Annotated in this window: 20 protein-coding genes, 1 tRNA gene and 2 pseudogenes; 15 read left to right on the forward strand and 8 right to left on the reverse strand. The window is 62.0% G+C overall.

Annotation, left to right across the window (positions count from 1 at the left end):
• Positions 1–10: 10 nt before the first annotated feature.
• The 3 genes and pseudogenes from ACQ4WZ_RS00920 to ACQ4WZ_RS00925 form a co-directional block, all read left to right on the forward strand.
• Positions 11–218, forward strand: a pseudogene (locus ACQ4WZ_RS00920) (oxidoreductase dimerization domain-containing protein); the annotation flags it as partial.
• Positions 219–297: 79 nt separating this feature from the next.
• Positions 298–465 (forward strand): annotated as a pseudogene (locus ACQ4WZ_RS27045) (oxidoreductase dimerization domain-containing protein); the annotation flags it as partial.
• A 417-nt stretch (positions 466–882) separates the two neighbouring features.
• A complete protein-coding gene (locus ACQ4WZ_RS00925) occupies positions 883–2,052 on the forward strand; it encodes a hypothetical protein (protein ID WP_436572366.1) in 1,170 nt (389 codons plus the stop codon).
• Between the two features lie 8 nt (positions 2,053–2,060).
• On the opposite strand, the gene ACQ4WZ_RS00930 is transcribed toward ACQ4WZ_RS00925, so the two are convergent.
• Positions 2,061–2,780, reverse strand: coding sequence for a TetR/AcrR family transcriptional regulator (locus tag ACQ4WZ_RS00930; protein WP_436572367.1), 720 nt, complete (start codon positions 2,778–2,780; stop codon positions 2,061–2,063).
• Between the two features lie 144 nt (positions 2,781–2,924).
• Between ACQ4WZ_RS00930 and ACQ4WZ_RS00935 the strand changes: the two genes are divergently transcribed.
• From ACQ4WZ_RS00935 to ACQ4WZ_RS00945, 3 genes are read left to right on the forward strand one after another with little or no spacing between them, the layout of a single operon-like run.
• Positions 2,925–4,133 carry an HlyD family secretion protein gene (locus ACQ4WZ_RS00935; protein ID WP_436572368.1) on the forward strand — a complete coding sequence of 403 codons (1,209 nt, stop codon included), beginning with the start codon at positions 2,925–2,927 and terminating at the stop codon, positions 4,131–4,133.
• 6 nt (positions 4,134–4,139) lie between these two features.
• Positions 4,140–5,738 carry a DHA2 family efflux MFS transporter permease subunit gene (locus ACQ4WZ_RS00940; RefSeq protein ID WP_436572369.1) on the forward strand — a complete coding sequence of 533 codons (1,599 nt, stop codon included), beginning with the start codon at positions 4,140–4,142 and terminating at the stop codon, positions 5,736–5,738.
• A gap of 40 nt (positions 5,739–5,778) precedes the next feature.
• Complete coding sequence (locus ACQ4WZ_RS00945; protein ID WP_436572370.1) at positions 5,779–7,242, forward strand: efflux transporter outer membrane subunit; 1,464 nt, start codon at positions 5,779–5,781, stop codon at positions 7,240–7,242.
• 8 nt (positions 7,243–7,250) lie between these two features.
• Here the strand turns inward: ACQ4WZ_RS00945 and ACQ4WZ_RS00950 are convergent, their stop codons facing one another.
• On the reverse strand, positions 7,251–8,168 hold the full coding sequence (locus ACQ4WZ_RS00950; protein ID WP_101482500.1) for a LysR family transcriptional regulator: 918 nt from the start codon (positions 8,166–8,168) through the stop codon (positions 7,251–7,253).
• A 112-nt stretch (positions 8,169–8,280) separates the two neighbouring features.
• Here ACQ4WZ_RS00950 and ACQ4WZ_RS00955 point away from each other — a divergent pair, with 112 nt between their 5' ends.
• The 5 genes from ACQ4WZ_RS00955 to ACQ4WZ_RS00975 all read left to right on the forward strand — a co-directional run bounded on the left by ACQ4WZ_RS00955 (position 8,281) and on the right by ACQ4WZ_RS00975 (position 13,873).
• Complete coding sequence (locus ACQ4WZ_RS00955) at positions 8,281–8,880, forward strand: short chain dehydrogenase (protein ID WP_101482499.1); 600 nt, start codon at positions 8,281–8,283, stop codon at positions 8,878–8,880.
• 114 nt (positions 8,881–8,994) lie between these two features.
• The gene (locus tag ACQ4WZ_RS00960) at positions 8,995–10,728 is read left to right on the forward strand and encodes a dipeptidyl-peptidase 3 family protein (protein ID WP_436572371.1); all 1,734 of its coding nucleotides are present in this window, start codon (positions 8,995–8,997) and stop codon (positions 10,726–10,728) included.
• Between the two features lie 151 nt (positions 10,729–10,879).
• Positions 10,880–11,563, forward strand: coding sequence for a hypothetical protein (locus tag ACQ4WZ_RS00965; protein ID WP_436572372.1), 684 nt, complete (start codon positions 10,880–10,882; stop codon positions 11,561–11,563).
• Between the two features lie 104 nt (positions 11,564–11,667).
• A complete protein-coding gene (locus ACQ4WZ_RS00970; RefSeq protein WP_436572373.1) occupies positions 11,668–12,399 on the forward strand; it encodes a BON domain-containing protein in 732 nt (243 codons plus the stop codon).
• A 181-nt stretch (positions 12,400–12,580) separates the two neighbouring features.
• Entirely contained in the window at positions 12,581–13,873 is a 1,293-nt protein-coding gene (locus tag ACQ4WZ_RS00975) for an MFS transporter (protein WP_436572374.1), read from the forward strand.
• 55 nt (positions 13,874–13,928) lie between these two features.
• Here ACQ4WZ_RS00975 and ACQ4WZ_RS00980 read toward each other — a convergent pair whose 3' ends face one another.
• Positions 13,929–16,097: a prolyl oligopeptidase family serine peptidase gene (locus ACQ4WZ_RS00980; RefSeq protein ID WP_436572375.1), complete on the reverse strand. Its 2,169-nt coding sequence runs from the start codon at positions 16,095–16,097 to the stop codon at positions 13,929–13,931.
• 174 nt (positions 16,098–16,271) lie between these two features.
• On the opposite strand from ACQ4WZ_RS00980, the gene ACQ4WZ_RS00985 reads away from it, so the two are divergent.
• Together ACQ4WZ_RS00985 and ACQ4WZ_RS00990 are read left to right on the forward strand one after the other, a co-directional pair.
• On the forward strand, positions 16,272–17,318 hold the full coding sequence (locus ACQ4WZ_RS00985) for a lysozyme inhibitor LprI family protein (RefSeq protein ID WP_436572376.1): 1,047 nt from the start codon (positions 16,272–16,274) through the stop codon (positions 17,316–17,318).
• A 3-nt stretch (positions 17,319–17,321) separates the two neighbouring features.
• Entirely contained in the window at positions 17,322–17,825 is a 504-nt protein-coding gene (locus ACQ4WZ_RS00990) for a hypothetical protein (RefSeq protein WP_436572377.1), read from the forward strand.
• Positions 17,826–17,827: 2 nt separating this feature from the next.
• On the opposite strand, the gene ACQ4WZ_RS00995 is transcribed toward ACQ4WZ_RS00990, so the two are convergent.
• The 5 genes from ACQ4WZ_RS00995 to ACQ4WZ_RS01015 form a co-directional block, all read right to left on the reverse strand.
• Positions 17,828–18,226 carry a hypothetical protein gene (locus ACQ4WZ_RS00995; RefSeq protein WP_436572378.1) on the reverse strand — a complete coding sequence of 133 codons (399 nt, stop codon included), beginning with the start codon at positions 18,224–18,226 and terminating at the stop codon, positions 17,828–17,830.
• Between the two features lie 104 nt (positions 18,227–18,330).
• Positions 18,331–18,406: transfer RNA gene (locus ACQ4WZ_RS01000), tRNA-Lys, on the reverse strand.
• A gap of 68 nt (positions 18,407–18,474) precedes the next feature.
• Entirely contained in the window at positions 18,475–20,238 is a 1,764-nt protein-coding gene (locus ACQ4WZ_RS01005; RefSeq protein ID WP_436572379.1) for a GspE/PulE family protein, read from the reverse strand.
• Between the two features lie 37 nt (positions 20,239–20,275).
• The gene (locus tag ACQ4WZ_RS01010; protein ID WP_101482490.1) at positions 20,276–21,064 is read right to left on the reverse strand and encodes a class I SAM-dependent methyltransferase; all 789 of its coding nucleotides are present in this window, start codon (positions 21,062–21,064) and stop codon (positions 20,276–20,278) included.
• Between the two features lie 97 nt (positions 21,065–21,161).
• Positions 21,162–21,674, reverse strand: coding sequence for a glycine zipper 2TM domain-containing protein (locus ACQ4WZ_RS01015; RefSeq protein WP_101482489.1), 513 nt, complete (start codon positions 21,672–21,674; stop codon positions 21,162–21,164).
• Positions 21,675–22,074: 400 nt separating this feature from the next.
• Between ACQ4WZ_RS01015 and ACQ4WZ_RS01020 the strand changes: the two genes are divergently transcribed.
• On the forward strand, positions 22,075–22,473 hold the full coding sequence (locus ACQ4WZ_RS01020; protein ID WP_101482488.1) for a barstar family protein: 399 nt from the start codon (positions 22,075–22,077) through the stop codon (positions 22,471–22,473).
• Between the two features lie 156 nt (positions 22,474–22,629).
• A complete protein-coding gene (purN, locus tag ACQ4WZ_RS01025) occupies positions 22,630–23,238 on the forward strand; it encodes a phosphoribosylglycinamide formyltransferase (protein ID WP_101482487.1) in 609 nt (202 codons plus the stop codon).
• Positions 23,239–23,245: the final 7 nt, after the last annotated feature.

Raw genomic sequence — 23,245 nt, forward strand, 5'->3', positions numbered from 1 at the left:
GATGAGACACATCATCGGCGGCACCATCGTCGGCACGCATGCGGGCGACGGGTGAACGATGAAGCGGCGAAATCGCCCTGGCCATTGAAATGGGCTGCGATGGCACCGACATCGGCAAGACCATCCACCCGCACCCGACCCTGGGCGAGTCGATCGGTATGGCCGCTGAAGTCTACGAAGGTGTCTGCACGGACTTGCCGCCACCGCGCAAGCGCTGATGTTGTAGCGCTGTGTTGTAACACTAAAAACCCCGCAAGCGATTGCGGGGTTTTTTATTATCCAGCAACGATTAATCACATCATCGGCGGCACCATCGTCGGCACGCATGCGGGCGACAGGTGAACGATGAAGCGGCGAAATCGCCCTGGCCATCGAAATGGGCTGCGACGGCACCGACATCGGCAAGACCATCCACCCGCCCCCGACGCTGTCTGCACGGACTTGCCGCCACCGCGCAAGCGCTGATAAAAAATTAACTTTCAGTATAAAAAACCGGGACTTGTTCCCGGTTTTTTTATTTCCCTTGACCTTTGGCATGGTAAAACGTGGCGCGTCTATGTCTTGTGAAAATTGGTGAGTATTGCCTTGTGGAAAAAATGGCAGAATAGAGGTCTGTAACCATGTTTTGCTTTTGCTTCAATAGAAGCGTGTGATTTTTCCAGGAATGCTGCCAGCGTGTGGGTCGCTCAAGTTCCGCTGTACTGAGAGCCTGTCTCAGTAGATGAATACATCCCCTGCTGGCGCCCCTCAGAAGCGGGGACTGCGTTGCTCGTCGTCGCGTGGCTCGCCATGCGATCTCCTCACGGCATTGTCCGCGCTCCTGATGAACGACCAGCAGAAGACGCTCCCTACTGGGATAGGCTCTAAGAAAGTTTTGCAACAATGAAAAAATTTACCGCCCTTCATATTGCCGATGTCCGTTTGCGTCGGGCTGATGAGCAAGAGCAAGCCGTGATGCTGCATGCCTTGTACCAGGATGTGGCTGCCATTCTGGCGGCGGGCAAGCAGATCGATGCGATTTTCTTCACGGGGCAGCTGGTGGCGCCGGACGCCTGTGCCGGCACGACGCCTGTGTATGTCTACGAATACTTCCTGCGTCCCTTGCTGCAGGCGGCCAGCTTGCCCGGTGCGCGTTACTACCTGGTACCGGGCAGCCGCGTGCAGGGTGTTGCGGCTGTGGCGCTGGGCAATGCCGGCTTCAGTTTTTTCTCCGCCGATGAGCACGCCAGTGCCGAGCAGCGCGCGCACTACAAGAATATCCACGCCGTGTTCCACGGCCACCAGCATACGGGCGACGCCAGTTCACTGATGAAGTCGCTGGGCATCCTGTTCAAGAGCAATCCCGGCAGCCTGTACGGAGCGCATGGCCAGATGGCGGCGTTTTCCGTGCTCGAGTTCGGCACGGGCGGGGCCGAGGGCGACGCGCCAGGCACGCAGTGGACGGTGTCGTTGCGCGAGTTCGACGACGTGAGCAAGAACTTCGCCCTGTCGGTACTGTACACGCCGAACGGCCAGGAAACGGGGCAGATGGATGCCGAGTATGTGTTTGCTACCTTGCTGCCGCAGCTGGCGAGCGAACGCGTTTATCTCGATGGTTTGCTGGGCAAGGCGGGCGCGCGGCAGCGTGAGGGTGCTGGCGTGGCTGCCGATGCGCGCGAATTCCTGATCGAGCTGGCGTTCGTGATGTTCGAAGCCAAGACCCTGTTCCTCGGCGAAGCGGAACTGCAGCGTTTTGCCAGCGACTATTGCGGCGTGAAGGGCTGGAGCATGGCCGCAGGGGACTGGCTGGCGCCACTGCATGCGCATGGCTTGCTGCTGCTGGCCGATGGCCAGGTGGCGTTTTCCTTCGATTACTTCCGCACTTATTTCCTGGCGCAGCGCTTTGAAACCTCGTTCGACCTGATGCGCTATGGCCCGGAACGCCTTGATGGAATTGAGTCGTCACTGAGTCTTGACGGACCGTCGGCGGCCCAGCCTTTCTTGCGTGCGCTGGGCTTGAACGATGAGCCTGCCGAATCAGCGATGCAGGAAGAGGGCCGCTGCCCTGGCTGAATCGCGCGTCAGGCCGCGAGCGGCTGGTGCAAGGTGCCGCGTAGAAACAGGTCCAGGCTGAGCGCTACCTTGGTGCGCAACTGTGCCACATCCGGCTGCTGCTGCGGCGGAAACAGCAGGCGCGACATCTGGTCGCCCAACAGGCAATTGAGCAGGTGCAGCGCCAGGATGGACGGCGTCAACTCCGCGCGAAACAGTGGCGCGATGTCGGGACGGCTGAAAAACTTGATCAGCATCTCGCGCGTCTGACCCGGTCCCACTTTGTAAAACGTTTCCGCCAGTTCCGGGTGCGTGGCCGCTTCGGCCACCACCATGCGATTCAGGCGAATGGCCGCCGGCATGGTGACCAGTTGTACGAACAGCAGACCGAACTCGCCCAGGATGGCGGGCAGGGGGCGCATATCCGTTTCCAGCGCCGGCATGGTCGAGAAGTAGGCGGCGCGGCGCAGCTCCACCACGGCGTTGAACAAGCCCGCCTTGCCGCCAAATTTCACATAAATCGTGCGTACGGCCACATGGGCTTCGCGGGCGATCATTTCCAGGCTGACCTTTCCATACCCTTTTTCCAGAAACAGGCAGCCAGCCGTGTGCAGCAGGTTTTCCATGCGCGCTTCCATGTCGGCCGCGCGCGGCCGGCCGGCCGGTTTGCCGCAGCAGGAAAGTTCCTGTGGGGCGTCGTCGGATTCTGTATCGGTGGCTAAGGTATTGCTGAGGCCGGGATCGGACATGGTCTGGGTCTCTTTATAAGTTGGAAGGTAAGTGATGGCTTACACTGTAGTGCAAATTAAAATGAAATGCAATCGTTTCATTTCTTGACTTTGGCTTTTCTTTGTCCAATAATGAACCTATATCATTTCATTTTCGGAGCGAGTATGTCCAACCAGCCAGGCCAAGCAGAGCACAAGGTGCTTAGCGCCGTCCCACCCGCGGCCCCTGCCGCACCTTCCATGCCCGCCGCTTCCGCCAGCTCCGCACCACCCAACAACCGCGTAAAAATCATCGCCGGCCTGATCGTCCTCGTTGCGCTGGGCGCTGGCGCGCGCATGTGGTATCGCAGCCACTATTTCGTGGAAACGGAAAACGCCTATGTGTCCGGCCACGTGCATCCCGTTTCGGCACGCATTTCCGGCGTCGTCACCAAGGTCTTCATTGACGATAATCAAATGGTGAAAGAGGGCGACGTGATCGCTGAACTCGATCCCTTCGACCAGCGCGTGAAAACCGAGCAGATCGCCGCGCAGATCGCCAGCGCCGAGCAGCAAGTGCTGCAGGCCGACGCGCAAATCGCGCAAGTGCAGGCGCAAGCGAGCGCCGCCCAGGCGCAAGTGGCGCAGGCCGATGCACAGCTGCTGCGCGCAAAACAGGATGCAGACCGTTATGGCCAGCTGTACACGAGCCAGATGAAAGCCGTCTCGAAAGCGGAACTCGATGCGGCCAATGCGGCCCGCTCCAGCGCCGTGGCCGACCTGGCCGCCCGCCGCGACAGCGCTTCGGCTGCCAAGGCGCAGATTGGTGCGGCGCAAGCTGCGCGCGACGTGGCCAAGGCGCAAGTGGCCGTGCTGCGCGTGCAATTGAAGGACGCGGAACAGCAGCTGCAATACAACCGCATCCTGGCCCCCGTTGCCGGCCGCATCGGCAAGCGCAACGTGGAAACGGGCATGCGCGTGCAGCCTGGCCAGCAATTGACGGCCATCGTGCAAGACAACGTCTGGGTCACCGCCAACTTCAAGGAAACCCAATTGGCCGACCTGCACCGCGGCCAGAGCGTGCACGTGACCATCGACGCCATGCCAGGCAAGAAACTGGTGGGCACGGTCGACAGCTTCGCACCTGCCTCGGGCGCGCAATTCGCCCTGCTGCCTGCAGATAACGCCACCGGCAACTTCACCAAGATCGTCCAGCGCGTGCCGGTCAAAATCGTCTTCCAGCCGGAAGACATCAAGGCCATGAATGGCCGCCTGGTGCCGGGCATGTCGGTGATCGCCGAAGTGGAAGTCAACCAGCCCGTGTCGTCTCAGGACAAGGCGCCGCGCCATGCCGCTGCGCCAGCTGCTCCCGCCGCGCAGACCGCCGCCCGCTAAGTTTTCATGAGCAGCCCTTCCACCACACCGGCGGCATCGCCGGCGTTCCCCGTGATCAGCGAGAAAGTCTCCGGGCGCACCTGGCTGGCGGTCGCCGCCGGCATGCTGGGCGCCTTCATGGCGGTGCTCGACATCCAGATCACCAACTCCTCGCTCAAGGATATCCTTGGCTCGCTGTCGGCCACCCAGGAAGAGGGTTCGTGGATTTCCACGGCCTACCTGGTGGCGGAAATTATCGTCATTCCCCTCACCGCGCTGCTGGCGCGCGTGTTCGGCTTGCGCACCTACATGATCGGCACCACCGCCTTCTTCCTGCTGTTCTCCACCCTGTGCGGTACGGCCTGGAACCTGGAAAGCATGATCGTCTTCCGCATGCTGCAAGGCTTTACGGGCGGCGCGCTGATTCCGATGGCGTTCACCCTGGTGATGCTCAAGCTGCCGCCGTCGAAGCGCGCCGTCGGCATGGCCATTTTCGGCCTGACAGCCACTCTGGCGCCGGCCATGGGCCCGACCCTGGGCGGCTACCTCTCCGAGCTGTATGGCTGGCCCTCGATCTTCTACATCAACTGGGTGCCAGGCGTGCTGCTGATCGCCGGCATGATCTACGGCCTGGACAAGGAGCCGATGAAGCTGGAGATGTTCTGGAAAGCCGACTGGCTGGGCATCTTCTTCATGGCCCTGGGCCTGGGCTGCCTGACCATCTTCCTGGAAGAGGGTAATTCGAAGGACTGGTTCGACTCCGGTTTCATCATTGCCTTTGCCGCGCTGGCGCTGACGGGCATCCTGGGCTGGGTCGTCACCAGCGCCACGCGCGCCGAACCGTTCGTCAACCTGGCCCTGTACGGCCAGCGAAATTTTCTGGTCGCCACCGTGCTGTCGGCAGTGACGGGCATGGGCCTGTATGGCTCGGCCTTTTTGCTGCCCCTGTTCCTGGGCCAGATCGCCGGCTATTCCCCGATGCAGATCGGTGAAGTCATCATGTGGGTAGGCTTGCCGCAGCTGTTCATCATGCCCTTCGTCGCCAAGCTGTCGTCCGTGGTGGACAACCGCATCCTGTGCTCGTTCGGCCTGCTGCTGTTCGGCGGCTCGTGCATGATGAATGCCTACATGGACGCTTCCACCGGCTACGACCAGCTGCTGTGGTCGCAGGTGGTGCGCGCGCTGGGCCAGCCCTTCGTCATGCTGACCCTGTCGAACTTCGCCATGAAGGGCATCGCGCCGAAGGACATGCCGTCCGCATCAAGCCTGTTCAACATGACGCGCAACCTGGGCGGCTCGATCGGCATCGCCCTGCTGGCCACGGCCCTGAGCACTCGCGAGCATTTCCACTCGCAGCGCCTGGGTGAAGCGATCAATGCGTATTCCAGCGCCACGCAGCTGCGCATCGACCAGCTGACGTCCTCTTTCATGGCCAAGGGCTATGACGCCGTCACGGCCGGCAACCAGGCCTTGCAGGCGATCGACGGCATCGTGCGCCGCGAAGCGTATGTGATGGCCTACAACGATGGCTTTTTCCTGATCGGCGCCATCCTGCTGGCCTGCATCTTGCCCCTGTGGCTGGCCGACAAACTCAAAGCTCCCGGTGGCGGTGGCGGCGGTCATTGACCGCCGACGCAAGCCCTTAAAGAACAAGAAGGTATACACCATGCAAACAGTATTGACGAAAATTGCGCTGGCCGCTTCCCTTGCCGTGGCGCTCTCCGCCTGCGGTACAGTGGGCCAGGATTTCACCGCCCCGGCGAATGTGGCCGGCATCGACAACGGTGTTTTCCGCCACGGCGCTGCCGCAGCGGATGCAGCGCAGCTGCCCAAGGAGTGGTGGAGCATTTATGGCGACGCTACCCTGGACCGCCTGGAGCAAAGCGCGCTGCAGGATAATCCCAGCGTGAAAGCGGCGGGTGAGCGCCTGCTGCAGGCGCTGGCGCAAAGCGGCACGGCGCGCGCCAACCAGGGGCCGAGCGTCAACGTCAGCACCGGCATCTCGAATTCGCGCACTTCGGCCAACACCTCGCAGGGTCTGGCCCTGGGCAACCGCTCCATCAGCGGCAACAATTTTTCCGTGGGCGGCTCGCTGTCGTATGAAGTCGACTTGCTGGGCCGCGTGAAACGCATGGTCGAAGCGTTTGACTCGCAGGCGCTGGCGGCGCAGGCAGACCGTGACGGCGTGCTGCTGATGCTGTCGGCGCAAGTGGCCAGCAATTACTGGCAACTGCGGGGACTGGATGCGGAAATGGCGATACTGAACGGTGCGCTCGACACGCGCCGCGAGTCGGCACAGCTGGTCGAAGCGCGCTTCAATGCGGGCCTGACGAATGAGCTGGACCTGGCGCGCGCAAAAGTCGAACTGTCGAATGCGCAAGCCGACCTGCATGAAGTCAAGCGCCAGCGCAACCAGCTGGAAAACAGCTTGGCCACCCTGACGGGCAAGCCGCCGTCGGCGCTGCAATTGCCGGTGGCCGCCGAGCCTTCCATCTTGCCGCTGCCGCCAGGTATCCCTGTCGGCTTGCCTGCCAGCCTGCTGGCGCACCGCCCGGACCTGGTCTCCAGCGTGGCGAACCTGCGCGCGGCGAACGCGCAAGTGGGCGTGGCCGAAGGCGCGTTTTACCCCTCGCTGCAATTGACGGGCAATTTCGGCTACGCCTCCGAAAAACTGCGCGACCTGGCGCAAGGCGGTTCGCGCCAGTTCAGCTTTGGCCCACTGGCCTTGTCCCTGCCCATCTTCGACGGTGGCCGCAACCAGGCCAACCTGGACTTGTCCAAGGCGCGCTATGCGGAAGCCGTGGCGAATCACGAAACGAAGCTGCTGACGGCCTTGCGCGAAGTGGAAGACGCCTTGTCCGACGTGGAGCAGCGCCAGTTGCAGGGCGACGCCCAGGCCCTGTCGCAGGCAGCGGCCGCGCGCGCCTACCTGGTGGCGCGCACGCGCTACGAGCGCGGCATTTCTACCTACCTGGATGTCACCGATGCCCAGCGCAGCTCGCTGGCAGCTGACCGTGCCGCCGTGCAGATCAAGACCCAGCGCTTGCTGGCGACCGTTGCCGTGGCCCGCTCTTTAGGTGCCGGCTGGCAGCCCGATGGCGAGCTGGCGAAGCTGGCAAAGGCCAACTAAGTTCTCAGTTACGTGAGCGTGGCCGGCGGCGGTGTCGCCGCTGGCCCGTAGCGTTCCAGCAGAAAGTCGATGAAGGTCGTCAGCTTGGGCGTGGGCTGGCGGTCGCGCGGATACAGCACATGCATCAGGCGCGGCGCCGGCACATAATCCTGAAGCAGCGGCACCAGGCGGCCCGCCGCGATATCGTCGGCCAGCAGGATTTCCGCCTGCATGACGATGCCGAAGCCGTGCAGGGCCGCCATGCGCAGCGCCTGCCCATTGTTCGAGCGGAAGCGGCTCTCGGCCGCCGCGCCATCGTGGCGCGCTTCCTTGCCGCTCAGGCGCCAGCGCATGTGGCGCGACCACTGCATGAAATCCACGCACTCGTGCCGCGCCAGGTCCTCCGGCGAGCGCGGCGTGCCGTGCCTGGCCAGGTAGTCGGGCGAGGCGCAGATCACCATCGCGTAAGGCCGCAAGGGGCGCGCCACCATGCCGGAATCGTCCAGCGCGCCGATGCGGATGGCCGCATCAAAACCTTCCTCCACCAGATCCACCATCCTGTCATTCAGATTCAGCTCCAGACTCACGTCTGGATAGGCCGTCAGATACTCGGCCAGCAGCGGCGCCATGCGTTCGCTGCCGAAGGAAACGGGCGCCGTGATTTTCAGCTTGCCGCGCGGCGTGGCCTGCATCGCTTCCGCGCCCGTTTCGGCTGCGGCGATCTGCGCCAGGATCTGGCGGCACTGCTCCACATACTGCTGGCCGATTTCCGTCAGGCTTTGCCGGCGCGTGGTGCGCGCCAGCAAGCGCGTGCCCAGCCGCTCTTCGAGCTGCCTGATGTGCTTGCCCACCATCACGGGCGAGATGTGGAAGGTGTCGGCGGCGGCCGTAAAACTGCCCTGGTCGACGACGGCGACAAAGATTTCCATGCTGCGCAATTTATCCATACACCTTGATTGCAAACTGTGAGTTGGTAATCTTATAAATTCTAGCGTATTTATTCCTTTTTGGAAGCGGTGCATACTGGCTTCATCGTTCAACCCCAGACAAGGAAGCAGCATGAAAATCGTCATCATCGGTGCCAGCGGCACCATCGGCACGGCCGTCGCGGCACAACTGGCGCAACGCCATGAAATCATCGAAGTGGGCAGCCGCAGCGGCACGCACCAGGCGGACATGGGCGACATTGCGCAAGTGCGCGCCCTGTTCAAGCGCATCGGCAAGGTCGACGCCGTCGTCGTCACGGCCGGCAAGCTGCATTTCGGTCCCCTGGCCGAATTTACTCCCGAGCAATTCCAGCTGGGCCTGGACAGCAAGTTGATGGGCCAGGTCAACGTGGCGCTGGTGGCGCAGGAATACCTGAACGACGGTGGCTCGATCACCCTGACCAGCGGCATCGTGGCCGAGCACCCGATCCGCTTCGGTGCGGCCGCCAGCATGACGAATGCGGCCGTGGAAGGCTTCGTGCGGGGCGCCGCCATCGAACTGGCGCGCGGCGTGCGCATCAATGTCGTCAGCCCCACGGTGCTGGCAGAATCGCTGGAAGCTTACGGTCCCTTCTTCTACGGCTTCGAGCCAGCCGCCGCCAGCCGCGTGGCCCTGGCTTACAGCCGCAGTGTGGAAGGGGCGCAGACGGGGCAGGTGTACAAGGTCTGGTAAGCGGCTTGCCATGCCATGGGGCAGGTGGGACAATCGCAGTCTGAGCAAGAAAGCGGTAGCGCGCCATCCGCGCCAGCCGCTTTTTTTTCTGAGAAAAATCTAACCGAGACCCCCATGAAAAAACTCCTGATTCCCCTGCTGATGGCCGCCGCCGTCGGCAGCGCCTGCGCCGCAACGCCAGCCGCCGCACCAGCAAGCCCGGCCACGGCGCAACAACTGACGGCCATGAGCGCCCGCTATGCGCCCGTTGAACTGACCGCCGATGTCACACACCTGTCCTTTGGCGACCGCCAGGCCATCGCCAAGCTGGTCGAAGCGGCCAAGCTGGTTGACGTGCTGCAACTGCGCCAGCGCTGGTCCGGCAATGAAGCGCTGTGGGCGGCCTTGAAGAAGGATAAATCAAAGCTGGGCCAGGCGCGCCTGAATTATTTCTGGATCAACAAGGGGCCATGGTCGGTGCTCGACGCGCACGCCTCGTTCATGCCCGCCAGCTATGCGGGCATCGCCATTCCCGCGCACAAGCCGGAAGCGGGTAATTTCTATCCGCAGGGCGCCACCAAGGCCAGCCTGGAAGCGTGGATGAGTGGCTTGTCGGCGGACGACAAGCAGCAGGCGCAATGGTTCTTCACGACGATTCGCGCGGGCAAGGATGGCAAATATCAGACCGTCAAGTATTCGGACGAGTACAAGGTGGAACTCAAGCAGCTGGCCAGGCTGCTCGACGAGGCGGCGGCCGCCACGGACAACGCGTCCCTGAAGAAATTCCTCACCTTGCGCGCCAAGGCTTTCCTCGACAACGACTATCTGCCGTCCGACTTCGCCTGGATGGACCTCGACTCGCCCGTCGATATCACCATCGGCCCGTATGAAACGTATAACGACGAGCTGTTCGGCTACAAGGCGGCCTTCGAAGCCTATGTGAACATCCGCGACCAGGCCGAGACGCAGAAGCTGAACTTCTTCGCCAAGCACATGCAGGAGCTGGAAGACAACCTGCCGCTCGACGCCCAGTACCGCAACCCGAAAGTGGGCGCGCTGGCACCGATGGTGGTGGTCAACCAGGTGTATGGCGCGGGCGACGGCAACATGGCCGTGCAGACAGCCGCCTACAACCTGCCCAACGACGAGCGCATCATCAGCGCGCGCGGTTCCAAGCGTGTGATGTTGAAAAACGTGCAGGAAGCCAAGTTCAAGGCCACCCTGACGCCGATCTCGAAACTGGTGCTGACCGCCGACGCGCAGCAGGACGTCGACTTCAATTCCTTTTTCACGCACATCCTCGCGCATGAAATCATGCACGGCCTGGGCCCGCACGCCACCGTCGTCGACGGCAAGCCCTCCACGCCACGCCAGGACTTGAAGGAAGCATATTCGACCATCGAAGAAGCCAAGGCCGATATCACGGGCTTGTTTGCGCTGCGCTACATGATGGACAAGGGGCAACTGAACGACACCCTGGGCCAGGGCGAGGCGGCCGAGCGCAAGCTGTACAGCACTTTTCTCGCCTCCGGTTTCCGCACCCTGCATTTCGGCCTGACGGATTCGCATGCGCGTGGCATGGCCATCCAGATGAATTACATCCTCGACAAGGGCGGTTTTGTTTCCCTGGGCGACGGCAAGTTTGGCGTTGATTTTGGCAAGATCAAACAGGCCGTGATCGACCTGGACCGCGAATTTTTGACTATCGAGGCGACGGGCGACTATGCGCGCGCGCAAGCGTTGATGAGCAAGTACGTGGTGATTCGTCCGGAAGTGCAAGTGGCGCTCGACAAAATGAAAGCCGTGCCGAACGATATCCGTCCGGAATTCGTCACGGCCCGCGCCCTGGATAAAGCGACGAAGAAATAAATCCGCCCTGACGATTGTCAGTGTGAAAAGCCGGTGCTGCTGCACCGGTTTTTTTTCGTCTTTATTTGTGAATAGTTGCCAGTTTTTCCTTGTGGAAATATCTTCACCGCTTACTCTGCAGTGGTTGCATTCCTTTCTTGCCGTTGATCCCATGTTGAAACTGATTTCGCTGTTGAGTTTGCTTAGTGCCGCACCTGCCATGGCGCATGCTCAGCTCACCGATCTGGAAAGCCGCTGGCTGCAGGCTGGCCAGCCCCTCATCGCCTTTGCCCGCGCGCAAGGCTTACCCATCGATATCATCGTGCAGCCCCAGGATGCGCCCGGCGCCGTGCCGTTGGCGCTGGGCTACGAAGCAGGGCGCTGCAAGCTGGTCTTGTCGCTGCGCGGCAATGCACAGGCGGACAGTGTCTTGCAGGGCGTGCCAGTTGCGCGCCAAGGCATGATGATGGAAGCGATGACGGCGCATGAAATCGGCCATTGCCAGCGCTATGCCCAGGGTGACTGGCACGTCTTGCCACGCGGTTTTGTCGAGCCGCCCGGCAGGCAGCAGGACAAGCTGACATCGCTGGCGCAGGAGCTGCGCGAGACGCGCCGTGAAGAGGCTTATGCAGACCTGGTGGCCCTGGCCTGGATGCATGAACGCCACCCCGGGCAGTATCAGGAGGTACTGGCATGGATGCGCGGCGTGCGCGCCGGCGGCGACAGCGCGGGCGGTTCGCACGCCACGCAGGCATGGCTGGCGCTGGCGGATGGTGCAGCTGCATTTGATGGGACCGCTTCATCATTTGAACAGGCGCAAGTATTGTGGCGAAAGGGCTTGAGCGGCGACAAATAAACGGTGAATTTTGCGCAGATGGCTAGTCAGCGTGTGCTGTCGCACGGAGCTTTGCGTCCGGCAGGGGTCTAATCTGGGCATCAACTAACCAGAGAGGAACCATCATGAACAAAATGATCGCACTCATGCTGGCCGCCAGTGCCAGCGCACTGCTTGCCGCCACGCCCGCGTATGCGCAGGATGCCTCGTACAAGAGTTTGACGGACAAGGCATCGGCCGACTACAAGCAGGCCAAGGCCGCTTGCGACAGCCAGAGCGGCAATGCGAAAAAAGTCTGCGTGGAAGAAGCCAGGGTGGCGCGCACCAAGGCCGACTCGGACGCCGTGGCCCAGTACCGTAACACGCCGCGCGAACTGGGCAAGGCCCGCAAGGATGTCGCCAATGCCGAGTATGACCTGGCCAAGGCCAAGTGCGGCGACCGCACGGGCGCCGACAAGACATCGTGCATGAACGATGCCAAGACGGCAAAAACGGCCGCGCTGGCCGACGCCAACACGGGCGCCACGGCTGGCACCAACGTGGCGCAGAATCCGCCTGCCGCCATGAAGGAAAACTGTGACGCCATGGATGCGACGGCCAAGGCCGCCTGCATGACGCGCAATGCGGCCAGCAGCACCAAGGTGGCAGTGGAAGACTCTGTCATCACCACCAAGATCAAGGCGGACCTCGTCAAGGACAGTGACTTGAAAGCGCTCGACGTGCACGTGGAAACGGTGAACGGCGTCGTCATGCTCAGCGGCTTCGTGCCTTCCCAGGCGCAAGTGAAAAAAGCCGCCGACCTGGCGCGTGGCGTGGAAGGGGTGACGGATGTGAAGAATGGCTTGAAGGTGAAGTAATGTATGGAGTCAGACCCGCCGGGTCTGACTCCATGTCACAAGCTTGCAGCCAGGACTGGAGCCGCACGCAGCAGTGTCGCGCCAGTTTTTTTCGATTGTATAAATTACGATCATAATATAACATGAGAAAAATGCCGCCAGATGGCAATGATCGGCATCCACTTTTTCTCATGAGGACTGCATGCTTTCCTATCCTTTTTCGCAATGGCTGGCGCGCCGCGGCATGCACTTTGCCTGGGTCATCGTCGCCATTACCTTCCTCACCGCCTTGACCTCGTCTGCCGCGCTGGGCTTGCCGGGGGCGCTGATGCAACCCTTGAGCCGCGAGTTCGGCTGGGATGCCGAGCAGATTTCCTCGGCGCTGGCCGTGCGCTTCGTGCTGTTCGGTCTGATGGGGCCGTTTGCCGCCATCCTGATGGAGCGCTTCGGCTTGCGCAATATCATCTGCGTGGCGCTGGGGCTGATCGCGGCTGGCATGCTGCTGGCCACGCGCATGACGCAGTTCTGGCACCTGGTGGCGCTGTGGGGCATCCTGCTGGGGCTGGGCTCGGGCATGACGGCCCTGGTCTTGAGTGCCGTGGTGGCCAACCGCTGGTTCGAGACGCACCGTGGCCTGGTGGTGGGCGTGCTGACGGCCAGCTCGGCCACGGGCCAGTTGCTGTTCCTGCCCGTGGGCGCCTGGCTGATCGAGCACTTCGGCTGGCGCACGGCCGTCATGCCCGTGTTTGCCGCCTGCGCCATCGTCGCCGTGCTGGCCTTCTTGTGCATGCGCAACCGGCCGCAAGACCTTGCCTTGCGGCCCTATGGCGCCGATCCCGACACGCCCCTGGTGGTGGCGCCGGCGCCAGCAATGACGTTTGCCACGCCGTTCCTGATCTTGCGCAGCGTGGCGGCAAACCGCACTTTCTGGATACTCTTCGGCACCTTCTTCATCTGCGGCCTCAGCACCAACGGTCTGATCCAGACGCACTTCATCTCGCTGTGCGGCGATTCGGGCCTGTCCGCCGTGCCGGCCGCCTCCGTGCTGGCCATGATGGGCGCCTTCGACCTGTTCGGCACGATCTTGTCCGGCTGGCTGTCGGACCGCTATGACAACCGCAAATTGCTGTTCTGGTACTACGGCTTGCGGGGCTTGTCCCTGTTCTGGCTGCCGTATTCGGAATTCACCTTGTATGGCCTGTCGCTGTTCGCCATGTTCTACGGCCTGGACTGGATCGCCACCGTGCCGCCGACGGTGAAACTGGTGGGGGCCACGTTTGGCCGGGAGCGCGCGGGCATGGTGTTTGGCTGGATCTTCGCGGGCCACCAGCTGGGCGCCGCCGTGGCCGCCTATGGGGCTGGCCGCATCCGCACCCTGATGCTGACCTACAACCCGGCCCTGTTCGCGGCCGGCGCCGCCTGCCTGCTGGCCGCGCTGCTGGTGCTGGCGATACGACGGCAGACGGCGGCCGTGGCCACAGTCCAGCCCGCATGAAAAAAGCCAGGCCCGCGTGCGCGGAGCCTGGCTCTTCAAACAGCGCGCAGCAGGATTATTTTAAATACTTCGCCAGCCAGCCCTCGACTTCGCTATAGAAGAAACGGCTGTTCTCGCCCTTCAAGATCCAGTGGTTTTCGTCCGGGAACACTAGTAATTTTGCCGGCACGTTCAGGCGCTGTTGTACGGCAAAGTTCATCAAGGCATTGTTGGCCGGCACGCGGTAGTCGAGCTCGCCCACGGTGATCAGGATCGGTGTCGTGAAACCCGTGCCTTTTTCGTGGTTGCCTGCCTGCATGACGGGGCTTTGATCGCGCCATACGGGCAGGTTCGACCAGACGGGTCCGCCCGCATTGGTTTCACGGCCGAAGCCGCCATCACTGGTGCCCCATTGCATGATCAAGTCCATTTCGCCTGCGTGCGAGACGATGGCCTTGTAGCGCGTGGTGGTCGCTTGCAGCCAGTTGGCCAGGTGGCCGCCATAGCTGGCGCCGCCGGCGGCCAGTTTCGTGCTGTCGATGAAGGCATATTTCTTGATGGCTTCATCGACGCCCTGGTTGACTTCATCGCCCGGGCCTTTCAATGGGTCGAATTGAATCGAGCGCGAGAATTCCTCGCCATAGCCGGTGGAACCCTTGTAGTCGGTCAGCAGCACGACATATCCTGGCTTAGCCAGCAAGTGATAGTTCCAGCGCAGCACGAACTGGTCGCGCCACATGCTGGCCGCGCCGCCATGGATGACGGTAAACAGCGGATATTTCTTGTTCGGGTCAAAGTTGGCCGGCTTGACGAGCATATTGTGGATCTGGCGGCCGTCGGCCGTGGTGAACCAGAAGTGCTCGGGCGCCTGCCAGTCGATTTTACTTGCCTTGTCCGTGTTGAAGGACGTCAGCCGCTTCGGCTGCTTGCCGTTGAAGGCATAGATTTCCGGCGGGTTGATGCTTGACTCCCACACGCCGACCAGGGCCTTGCCGCCGCTGCTCAGCGAATTGATGCTGCCCGTCGGCAAGGATGGCTCCTCGCGCACGTCACCACCGCTGGTGTCGATCGAGTACAGCTTTTCCAGGCCCGCGTGTTCATAGCTGAAGATGACGCGCTTGCCGCCCTCGGGCAGCACATAGCGCGAAATCGAACGGTCCAGCTTGGCCGTCAGGATGGTCGGTGCAGGGTTGCTCATCGGCCAGGCGAAGCTGGCCAGGCGCTTCACGTCATAGACCTTGCCCGGTGTTTGCGCGTCGCTCAAGGCGAACAGGGTCTTGCCATCGGCAGCGAATTTCAGGGAACCGTAGCTATGTTTGTCCTGCGTCAAACGCTGCGCTTCGCCGCCCGCCAAGGGCAGCAAATACAGTTGTGAGTAGACGGCTTCGCGCTGGGCGGCATCGCGGTTGGTGGCCGCGTTGAAAACGACGGCCTTGCCATCCGGCGTCCAGACGGCGTCCAGCGATTGTCCCTCGTCGCCCTGGCCCCCGCCAAAGCCCGGCAGGGTGACCAGTTGCGTGCCCGACAGGATGTCGCGCGCTGTGTTTTCACCTCGGGCAGCAGCGTTGGCGTCGACGATGAACAGGCGCACCTGCTTGTCGGTCAGCCATTTGTCGAAATAGCGGGGCGCCGTCGTTTCATACGAGCGGGCGCTGACTTTGCGCTCCTTGCGTTCTTTCGCGCTTTGCTTGACGTCGGCTTCCGTCTTGTTGCCTGGATAGATGTCGCTGATGAACAGCAATTGCGTGCCATCCGGGCTCCATTTCGGCATGCGTGCGCCCAAGGTGAGCGAGGTCAGGCGTTGCGCTTCGCCGCCAGCGGCCACGTCGAGGCGGTAGATCTGACCCGCTTCATCGCCATCGCGCTTGGCGACGAACACCAGCTGGCGGCTGTCCGGCGACCAGGCCACGGCGCTTTCGCCGCCTTTGGAAGAGGTCAGGCGGCGCGCTGGGCTGTCGTCTAGCAGCGACTTGATCCACAGGTCCGACCATTGCTCCTTGCTATCGTAGGCGCTGTCGATGACGGAAAACACAGCCCATCGCCCATCCGGGCTGGCGACAGGGGCACCCACCCGTTTCATCAGCCACACGTCTTCGTGCGTGATGGCATGTTTGACTTGCGTTTGCGTGGTGGCAACGGGTATAGCCGTCGTGGTATCGGCGGCGTGGACGGTCATTGCCAGCGAGGCGCAGGCTGCTGCGATCAGCAGGGAGCCGAGGGAACGGCGAAGACGGGGTAAGGTCATGGGCGTGGTCCGGGAAGTGAAAAAAGTATAGCGGGCAACATTATTGCCCATGGCTTCCTGCCCTGCCAAGGCTGAGTACCGTTACTTACCAGGCGCGATGGGCGTGTATCGGGCGGGCGCAGCTTGGCTGATCAGTTAAACTTGCCGCTTTACTCACGCTGGCGCTGCTTGAACATGAAAACTTGTCTATCCTTATTGAAAACGCTATTGCTGGGTGCCGGCACGCTGCTCGCCAGCCCGGGTTTTGCCGCTGCCGCCGCACCGTACCCGAATACCAGCGCCATGGGCGTGGGCCAGGCGGAAAGCACGGCCTGGTATGCGGGCTGCCTGAAGGTCAAGGATGCGGCGCCGCCGCCTGCCGACCTGCCGGCGCCGTCCGCCGTGGCTGCTTTGCAGCAGTGCCAGGCAACAGACCTGTATTACGATACCAAGAGTATGTCCTCGCCCAAGCCGGCCGACTGGCGTCCCGTGCGTCATTGCGCGATGGCAACGCAGAACAGCGCCGTCTTGATGATGCTGTACCAGAATGGACAGGGCGTGCAGAAAGACCCGTTGCTGGCGCTGAAGTATGCGTGCAGCATCGATGCTGCGCCCGCCGAGATGCGGGGGCGCATCGAACACTTGCAGCAGATCAATGCCAGCGGGCGCGGCATGATCGACTTGTGCGACGACATCACCAGCGGCTACATGATGGGCGTGTGCAGCGCCATCGATGCGCGGCAAAAGCAGCGCGTGCGCGCGCAGGCAACAGACAAAGTCAGTGCGGGCATGCCGGCAGTGGCGCAAGCATCACTGCAAAAGCTGCAGACGGCAACAAGCAAGTTTGCCGATGCGCGCGCCGCTAATGAAACGGATTTGAGCGGCACGGCGCGCGCCGCCCTGAGCATCGCCGCCCGCACGGCAGAGCTCGACCAGCTGGCGCACGATTTGCGCGAGTACGAAGCGGGCAAGCTGCCGCCAAGCATGTCCAGGGAGCGGGCGGCGGCGCTCGACAAGGAACTCAACGTCATCTACGGCAAGCTCATGAAAAAACCGGCGGAAACCTATGCGGGCGCCGTGGGCAAGGATGGCATCCGCGCCACCCAGCGCCTGTGGCTGGCTTACCGCGATGCCTGGATGAATTTCGGCGCCGTGCGCTATCCGTCCGTGACGAGCGAGACCTGGGCCGGCCTGTTGACGGTGCGGCGCAATGCCCAGTTACAAGATTTGTTGGAGAATTGAAGCATGCGCGAAGCGTATTATCACGAAGACGATTTTTGCATGATCGAACTGCTGCCGCTGGATAATTTACAGCACTGTTTGACGCAGATGGGCGAACAGCAGGCGTTCGCCGACGCGCACCGCAGCGGCGCCGGCTGGACGGCCATGTACGTGCCCGAGGCGCCGCCGTCGCAGGTGCGCGTACTGGGCATCACGGCCGATCAGCTGCGGCTGGCGCTGGCGGACACCTTGCCGCCGTATGACGCCGTCTACACGGGCTACAGCAGTTATCGGGTGGAATGCAAGAACGTGCTCGCCTTTGGCGGCGACAAGACGGAGACCTTGTTTGCCGGCCTGGATGACAAGGGCATCGTGTGCGACCTGTGGTGCAGCGATGGCATGCCTGAGCTGTTGCTGCTGCCCTTGAAAGAACAGTTGCTGCTGGCCGACTGGGGCGCGGGTTTTGTCTGTCCGCTGGCTGATGGCGACTTGTTCGCGCGCTATCTGCAGGAATACGAACTCGATTAAAACTATTCGCAGGCGATGGCGTTCGGTTGCGCCACCTTGATGACCGATGCCAGGCGCGCCATGTCGTTGCCGTCGCCCTGTTCCACGTACGGTTGATACGTATCAATGACGATGCGCGCACGCGCTTGCCAGCCGCAATTGTCGGCCTGGCGCGCGGGTACGCGCAGCTGGCGGCGCGCTTCGGCATCGTTGCTGAAACAAAACCATGCAGCGTGCGAAGCCGCCGGCCGGGGCAATCGGCCCCATTGCGCCTTGTCGGGCGCGAAGCAGACGCGGTTGCCGATGATTTCCAGGCTCATTTCGTCCGTGCGCGCGCTGTACTGGCCGTCGAGCACAATGGGCGGCTGTGCCTGCGCAGGCAGGCAGGCGGTGACCAGGAGGAGGGCGGCGGCAAGTTTCATGCGTTTCTTTCAGGGCTGGCAAGACGAAGAGCCAGTATAACCCTGGGGGGCTGAAACGAAAAAAGCCCATCCGTGAGGATGGGCTTTTTAGTACTGCGCATTCGTGGTAGGCCGTGCGGGATTCGAACCTGCGACCAACGGATTAAAAGTCCGCTGCTCTACCAGCTGAGCTAACGACCCGAAAGAGGCCGCATTATATATCAGTTGAAAAAGAATGCAAAGCATTCCTGTTAGAAAGTGCTGACCTGCTAAGGCAGGGCTGCCGTGAGCTTCAGCACTTCGTCGATGCTGGTCGTACCATCGATGATCTTGCGCGCGCCGGCGATGCGCAGCGGCGTCATGCCGTCGAGGATGCTCTGGCGGCGCAAGGCATGCAGGTCGGCGCCCGCCTTGACCAGCTGGCCGAATGTTTCCGTCACGCTCAGCAGCTCATAAATGCCGGCGCGCCCCAGGTAGCCGCTGTGCCGGCACTGGGCGCAGCCGACGGGGCGGTACATGGCGTCGGGCCGTTCCAGCTGGCCGCCCGTCAGTCGCTGCCATGGCGCGGCGCCCGGGGTGGCATCGAGCTGCTTGCAGTCCGGGCACAGGCAGCGCAGCAGCCGCTGCGCCAGCACGCCGGCCAGGCACGCTTCCAGCAGGTAGGCGGGCAAGCCCAGTTCCAGCAGGCGCATGACCGCCGAGGGAGCGTCGTTGGTGTGCAGTGTCGACAGCACCAAATGGCCCGTCAGCGCCGCCTGCATGGCCATCTCGGCCGTGGCCAGGTCGCGGATTTCTCCCACCATGATGATGTCGGGGTCTTGCCGCAACAGCGCCCGTACGCCATCGGCAAACGACAGTTCGATGCCAGCCTGGGTTTGCACCTGCATCTGGTTGAAGGCCGGTTCCACCATTTCGATGGGGTCTTCCACCGTGCACACATTGACTTCGCTACTGGCCAGCGCCTTCAAGGTACTGTACAGGGTGCTGGTCTTGCCCGATCCGGTGGGACCCGTGACCAGCACGATGCCGTGCGTGCGTGCCGTCAGCTGGCGCCAGCGTTCGGCATCTGCAGGCGGAAAGCCCAGGTCAAACAGGCTCTTGACGGCCACTTCCGGGTCGAAGATGCGCATGACGAGCTTTTCGCCGAAGGCCGTGGGCAAGGTGGACAGGCGCAGCTCGATTTCCTGGCCCTGCGCATTGCGCGTCTTGATGCGGCCGTCCTGGGGGCGGCGCTTTTCCACCACGTCCATGCGCCCCAGCAACTTGATGCGCGCCGTCATGGCCAGCAATACCACGGGCGGCAACTGGTAGGCCTGGTAAAGCCGGCCATCGATGCGCAGGCGCACGAAGCCCGCGTCGCGTTTCGGTTCCAAATGGATGTCGGAGGCGCGCTGGGCAAACGCGTATTGCCACAGCCAGTCGACGATGCGCACCACGTGCTGGTCGTTGGCGTCGAGGCTGGTCTTGTTGCGTCCCAGCTCCACCAGTTGCTCGACATTCTGGCGCAGGGCCAGGTCTTGCGTGGACGCTTGCCGGGCGACCTTGACGGAACTGGCCAGACTGAAAAATTGCGCGATGGCATCGGCAATGTGCAGCGGGTTGGCAATGACGAGGCTCAGCTTGCGGGGCGCCAGCTTTCCCAGCTGCGCCTGCCAGGCGAGCGCGTAGGGCTGGGCCGTGGCGATGACGATGCGCTCCGGCGTGCTTTCCACGGGCAGGATGTTGAAGCGGGCCGCATAGCCGGCCGTCATGACATCGGCCACCTGGCTGAAATCGATGTGCAAGGGATCGATGCGCATGTACGGCAGGCTGGCCCGCCGCGCCAGCCATGCGCACAGGATATCGAGCGTCAGCGCGCCATGCGCGATGCTGCACAGCGGATGCAAGGCAGGCGCCGGCAGCTGGGCGGCCTGGGCGTCGATGGCGGCCGCTTGCGCCGCGTCGAGCAAGCCGTCGTGCTGCAGCCAGGCCAGAAGTTGCGTCAGTTCCAGCGGCGCAGCCGGAGGAGGGAGAAGAGGAGCGGAGTCTGGCATGGCCGGCGCCTTTCCAGGCTGCCGGCCTTGCCGGCGGTTACAGGGTGCTGACGATGCCCTTGACCCAGGTCTTGGCGGGCAGCTTGGTCTCGGCGACGATCTGCTTGGCGCGTTCCAGCAGGGCCGCTTGCGCTTCCGCATCGAGCGCCACTTTCGTCTTGAACGCGATCGCGACCACGTTCCCATCATGGACTTCCGGCAGGCAGATCACCTGTGCAAACGCAAACTTCATCGCCTTGATGTTCTTCGCGTAGCTGGGGTGGTCGCCAAACAGGTTCACCGTCATGATGCCGTGCGGCGCCAGACAGGCGCAGCAGGCGGCATAGAAATCGGCGCTGTCGAGCACGGGACCGCGCGCCGTGGCGTCATACAGGTCCACTTGCAGGGCGTCCAGGGTGCCGTGGTTGGCGTCGTCGTTGACGTAGTCGAGCGCATCCATCTCGCGCACGTGCAGGCGCTCGTCGTTGGGCGGCAGCTTGAACATCGAGGCGCAGATGGTGATGACGGACGGGTTCAGTTCGATGGCTTCGACTTGCGCCTGCGGGAACTGGCGGTAGCAGAACTTGGTCAGCGCGGCCGTGCCCAGGCCCAACTGAGCCAGGCGCTGAGGTTGTTCGATCCACAGCATCCACGCCATCATCTGTTGCGCGTATTCGAGCTCAGGCCAGTCCGGTTTGCGGATGCGCATGGCGCCCTGCACCCATTCCGTGCCGAAATGCAGATAGCGCACGCCATCCATTTCGGACAGGGTGACAGGGGCATAGCGGGGCTTGCGCGCGGGGCGCGAGGATTCGACTTGTTCGATGGATTTTCGTTTGATAAGCATAAGGCGGCCTGAAAGTGTGCCGCATTATAGCCCGTGCCGAGGCGCCATAAAAAATGCCAGCCGCTGGGGCTGGCATGGTACAGGCCGGTTATCGCGCTTACTGTTGTGCTGGCTCGATCGAGACACGCAGACGAACTCTTTCGCCCGGATCATAGGACATGATGCTCGTGTAGTTGCGGCCGCGGTAGTCGTAAGTAACCTGATAGCCATTGTTGCGCGATTCCCAATGGTCGACCTGGCGGCATTGCTTGACGGCTTGTTCCTGCATGCCGCCCTGGTAGTTGTTCTGGTTGTCGACACGGTCGCCGACGACGGCGCCGGCAATCGCGCCAGCCGCCGCGGCGGCCGTGCGGCCATTGCCGCCACCGACCTGGCTACCGAGCAGGGCACCGGCGATACCGCCGACGATGGAGCCGCCAGCGCTGCGCTGTTGCGGCGGCGCCTGCACTTGCACGTATTCCGTACGGCATTCCTGGCGTGGACGATTGATCTGTTCCACTTGCGGCACAACGCGCACGACTTTGCCGAAATCTTCAAAGTCGGCAGCCTGAGCGAGTGGCAATGCGCCGAGACAAAGGGCTGACATCATCAATTTGGCTTGCAAGTTCATTTGTAACCTCATTATGTAGAGAATCTTTCAGGGTATTTTTTACAACTTGGGACTATAGTAATCCCGCCAGCAAGAGGCAAGTGTTTCGCATGGCAACAAAATGTAACAGCCCAAGCCCCTTGCCCCACAGTCTGTAACATGCACTTTCAATCGATACATGATGTTGAATGACTTGAAACTAGCGGTTTGTAACAAATCTTGCGTTTGACATCATATTCGGGTTGATTCATACAGGACAACACGTTACCCTAATACGCGTATGGCTTATATAAAATCGCACTGAATCGCATAAAAGTTGATACAGATCGAATCACCGCGTGCGCATTGACCCGCGTGCGGGGATGCAATAAGAAGAGCAGATAGAACAAATCCATACATAACAGGTCGATTTGAGGGAAAAATGAGTTTGTTACTAACCGTGCCGCCCAACCTTGTCCAGTCCATCCGTGCCTTTCGCGTGACCGAGTTACAAGACGAGGCGATCCGTCTCGGGCAGCACTTTTTATATGCGCATTGCCACGCTGGACAGACCAAACAACAAGTCATCGGCATTATTGCAGAAGCATTCCTGTTCCCGAAGAACCTGGCGAAGAATTTCGATGCCCTGCGTCTGTGCCTGACGGATACCATGCACAAGGCCGGCACGCAAACGGGCTTCCTGGTGGTGCTGGAGCAATTGCCAAATACGCAAAAATTTGACAAGGAAGCGCGCGAGATCCTGCTCGACGTGTTCCGCGACGCGGCCGACTACTGGGCCGAGAAGAAAGTGCCGTTCCGCGTCTTCTATTCGTTCGAGTAAATACTTACTCTTGCCGCGGCGCCGTAAAACCGGGCTCTCGTGCAAATGGTAATCGGCATTGCGGGGCGGCTGCGGCGCGCCGGCGCTCATGTTGCGCCGCAACAATAATACCGGCCTTTCTAGATTCGCATCGCCATAGCGGGTACAATGCGCGCTATGAAAAATATCGTTATCCTCATTTCCGGACGCGGCAGCAACATGGAAGCGGTCGTACGCGCGGCGCAAGCCGAGCAATGGCCAGCCCGTATTGCCGCCGTCATCAGTAACCGGGCCGACGCCCAGGGATTGGTTTTTGCCGCGGAACATGGGATAGCGACGGCAGTCGTTGCCAACAAGGATTATGCCAGCCGCGAGCAGTTTGATGCGGCGCTGCAAGCCGTGATCGACGGCTTCGCCCCCGACCTGGTCGTGCTGGCCGGTTTCATGCGCATCCTGACGCCGCCTTTCGTCGACCATTACGCGGGGCGCATGCTCAATATCCACCCGTCGCTGCTGCCGCTGTTCCCGGGCATGGCGACGCACCGCCAGGCGCTCGAGGCGGGTGTGACGGAACACGGCGCGACCGTGCATTTCGTGACTGCCGAGCTCGATCATGGCCCGGCCGTGGCGAGTGCGGTGGTGCCAGTCTTGCCAGGCGACACAGAAGACAGCTTATCGGCGCGCGTGCTGGTACAGGAACATCTGCTTTACCCGCGCGCCATCCGCCTGTTCATTGACGATAAACTGTCAGTCGAGCATGGCCAGGTCCGCGTGGACCCTCAATAAAATATTA

Source organism: Janthinobacterium darwini, from assembly GCF_051380905.1.
In the GTDB taxonomy this organism is placed as follows: domain Bacteria; phylum Pseudomonadota; class Gammaproteobacteria; order Burkholderiales; family Burkholderiaceae_D; genus Janthinobacterium.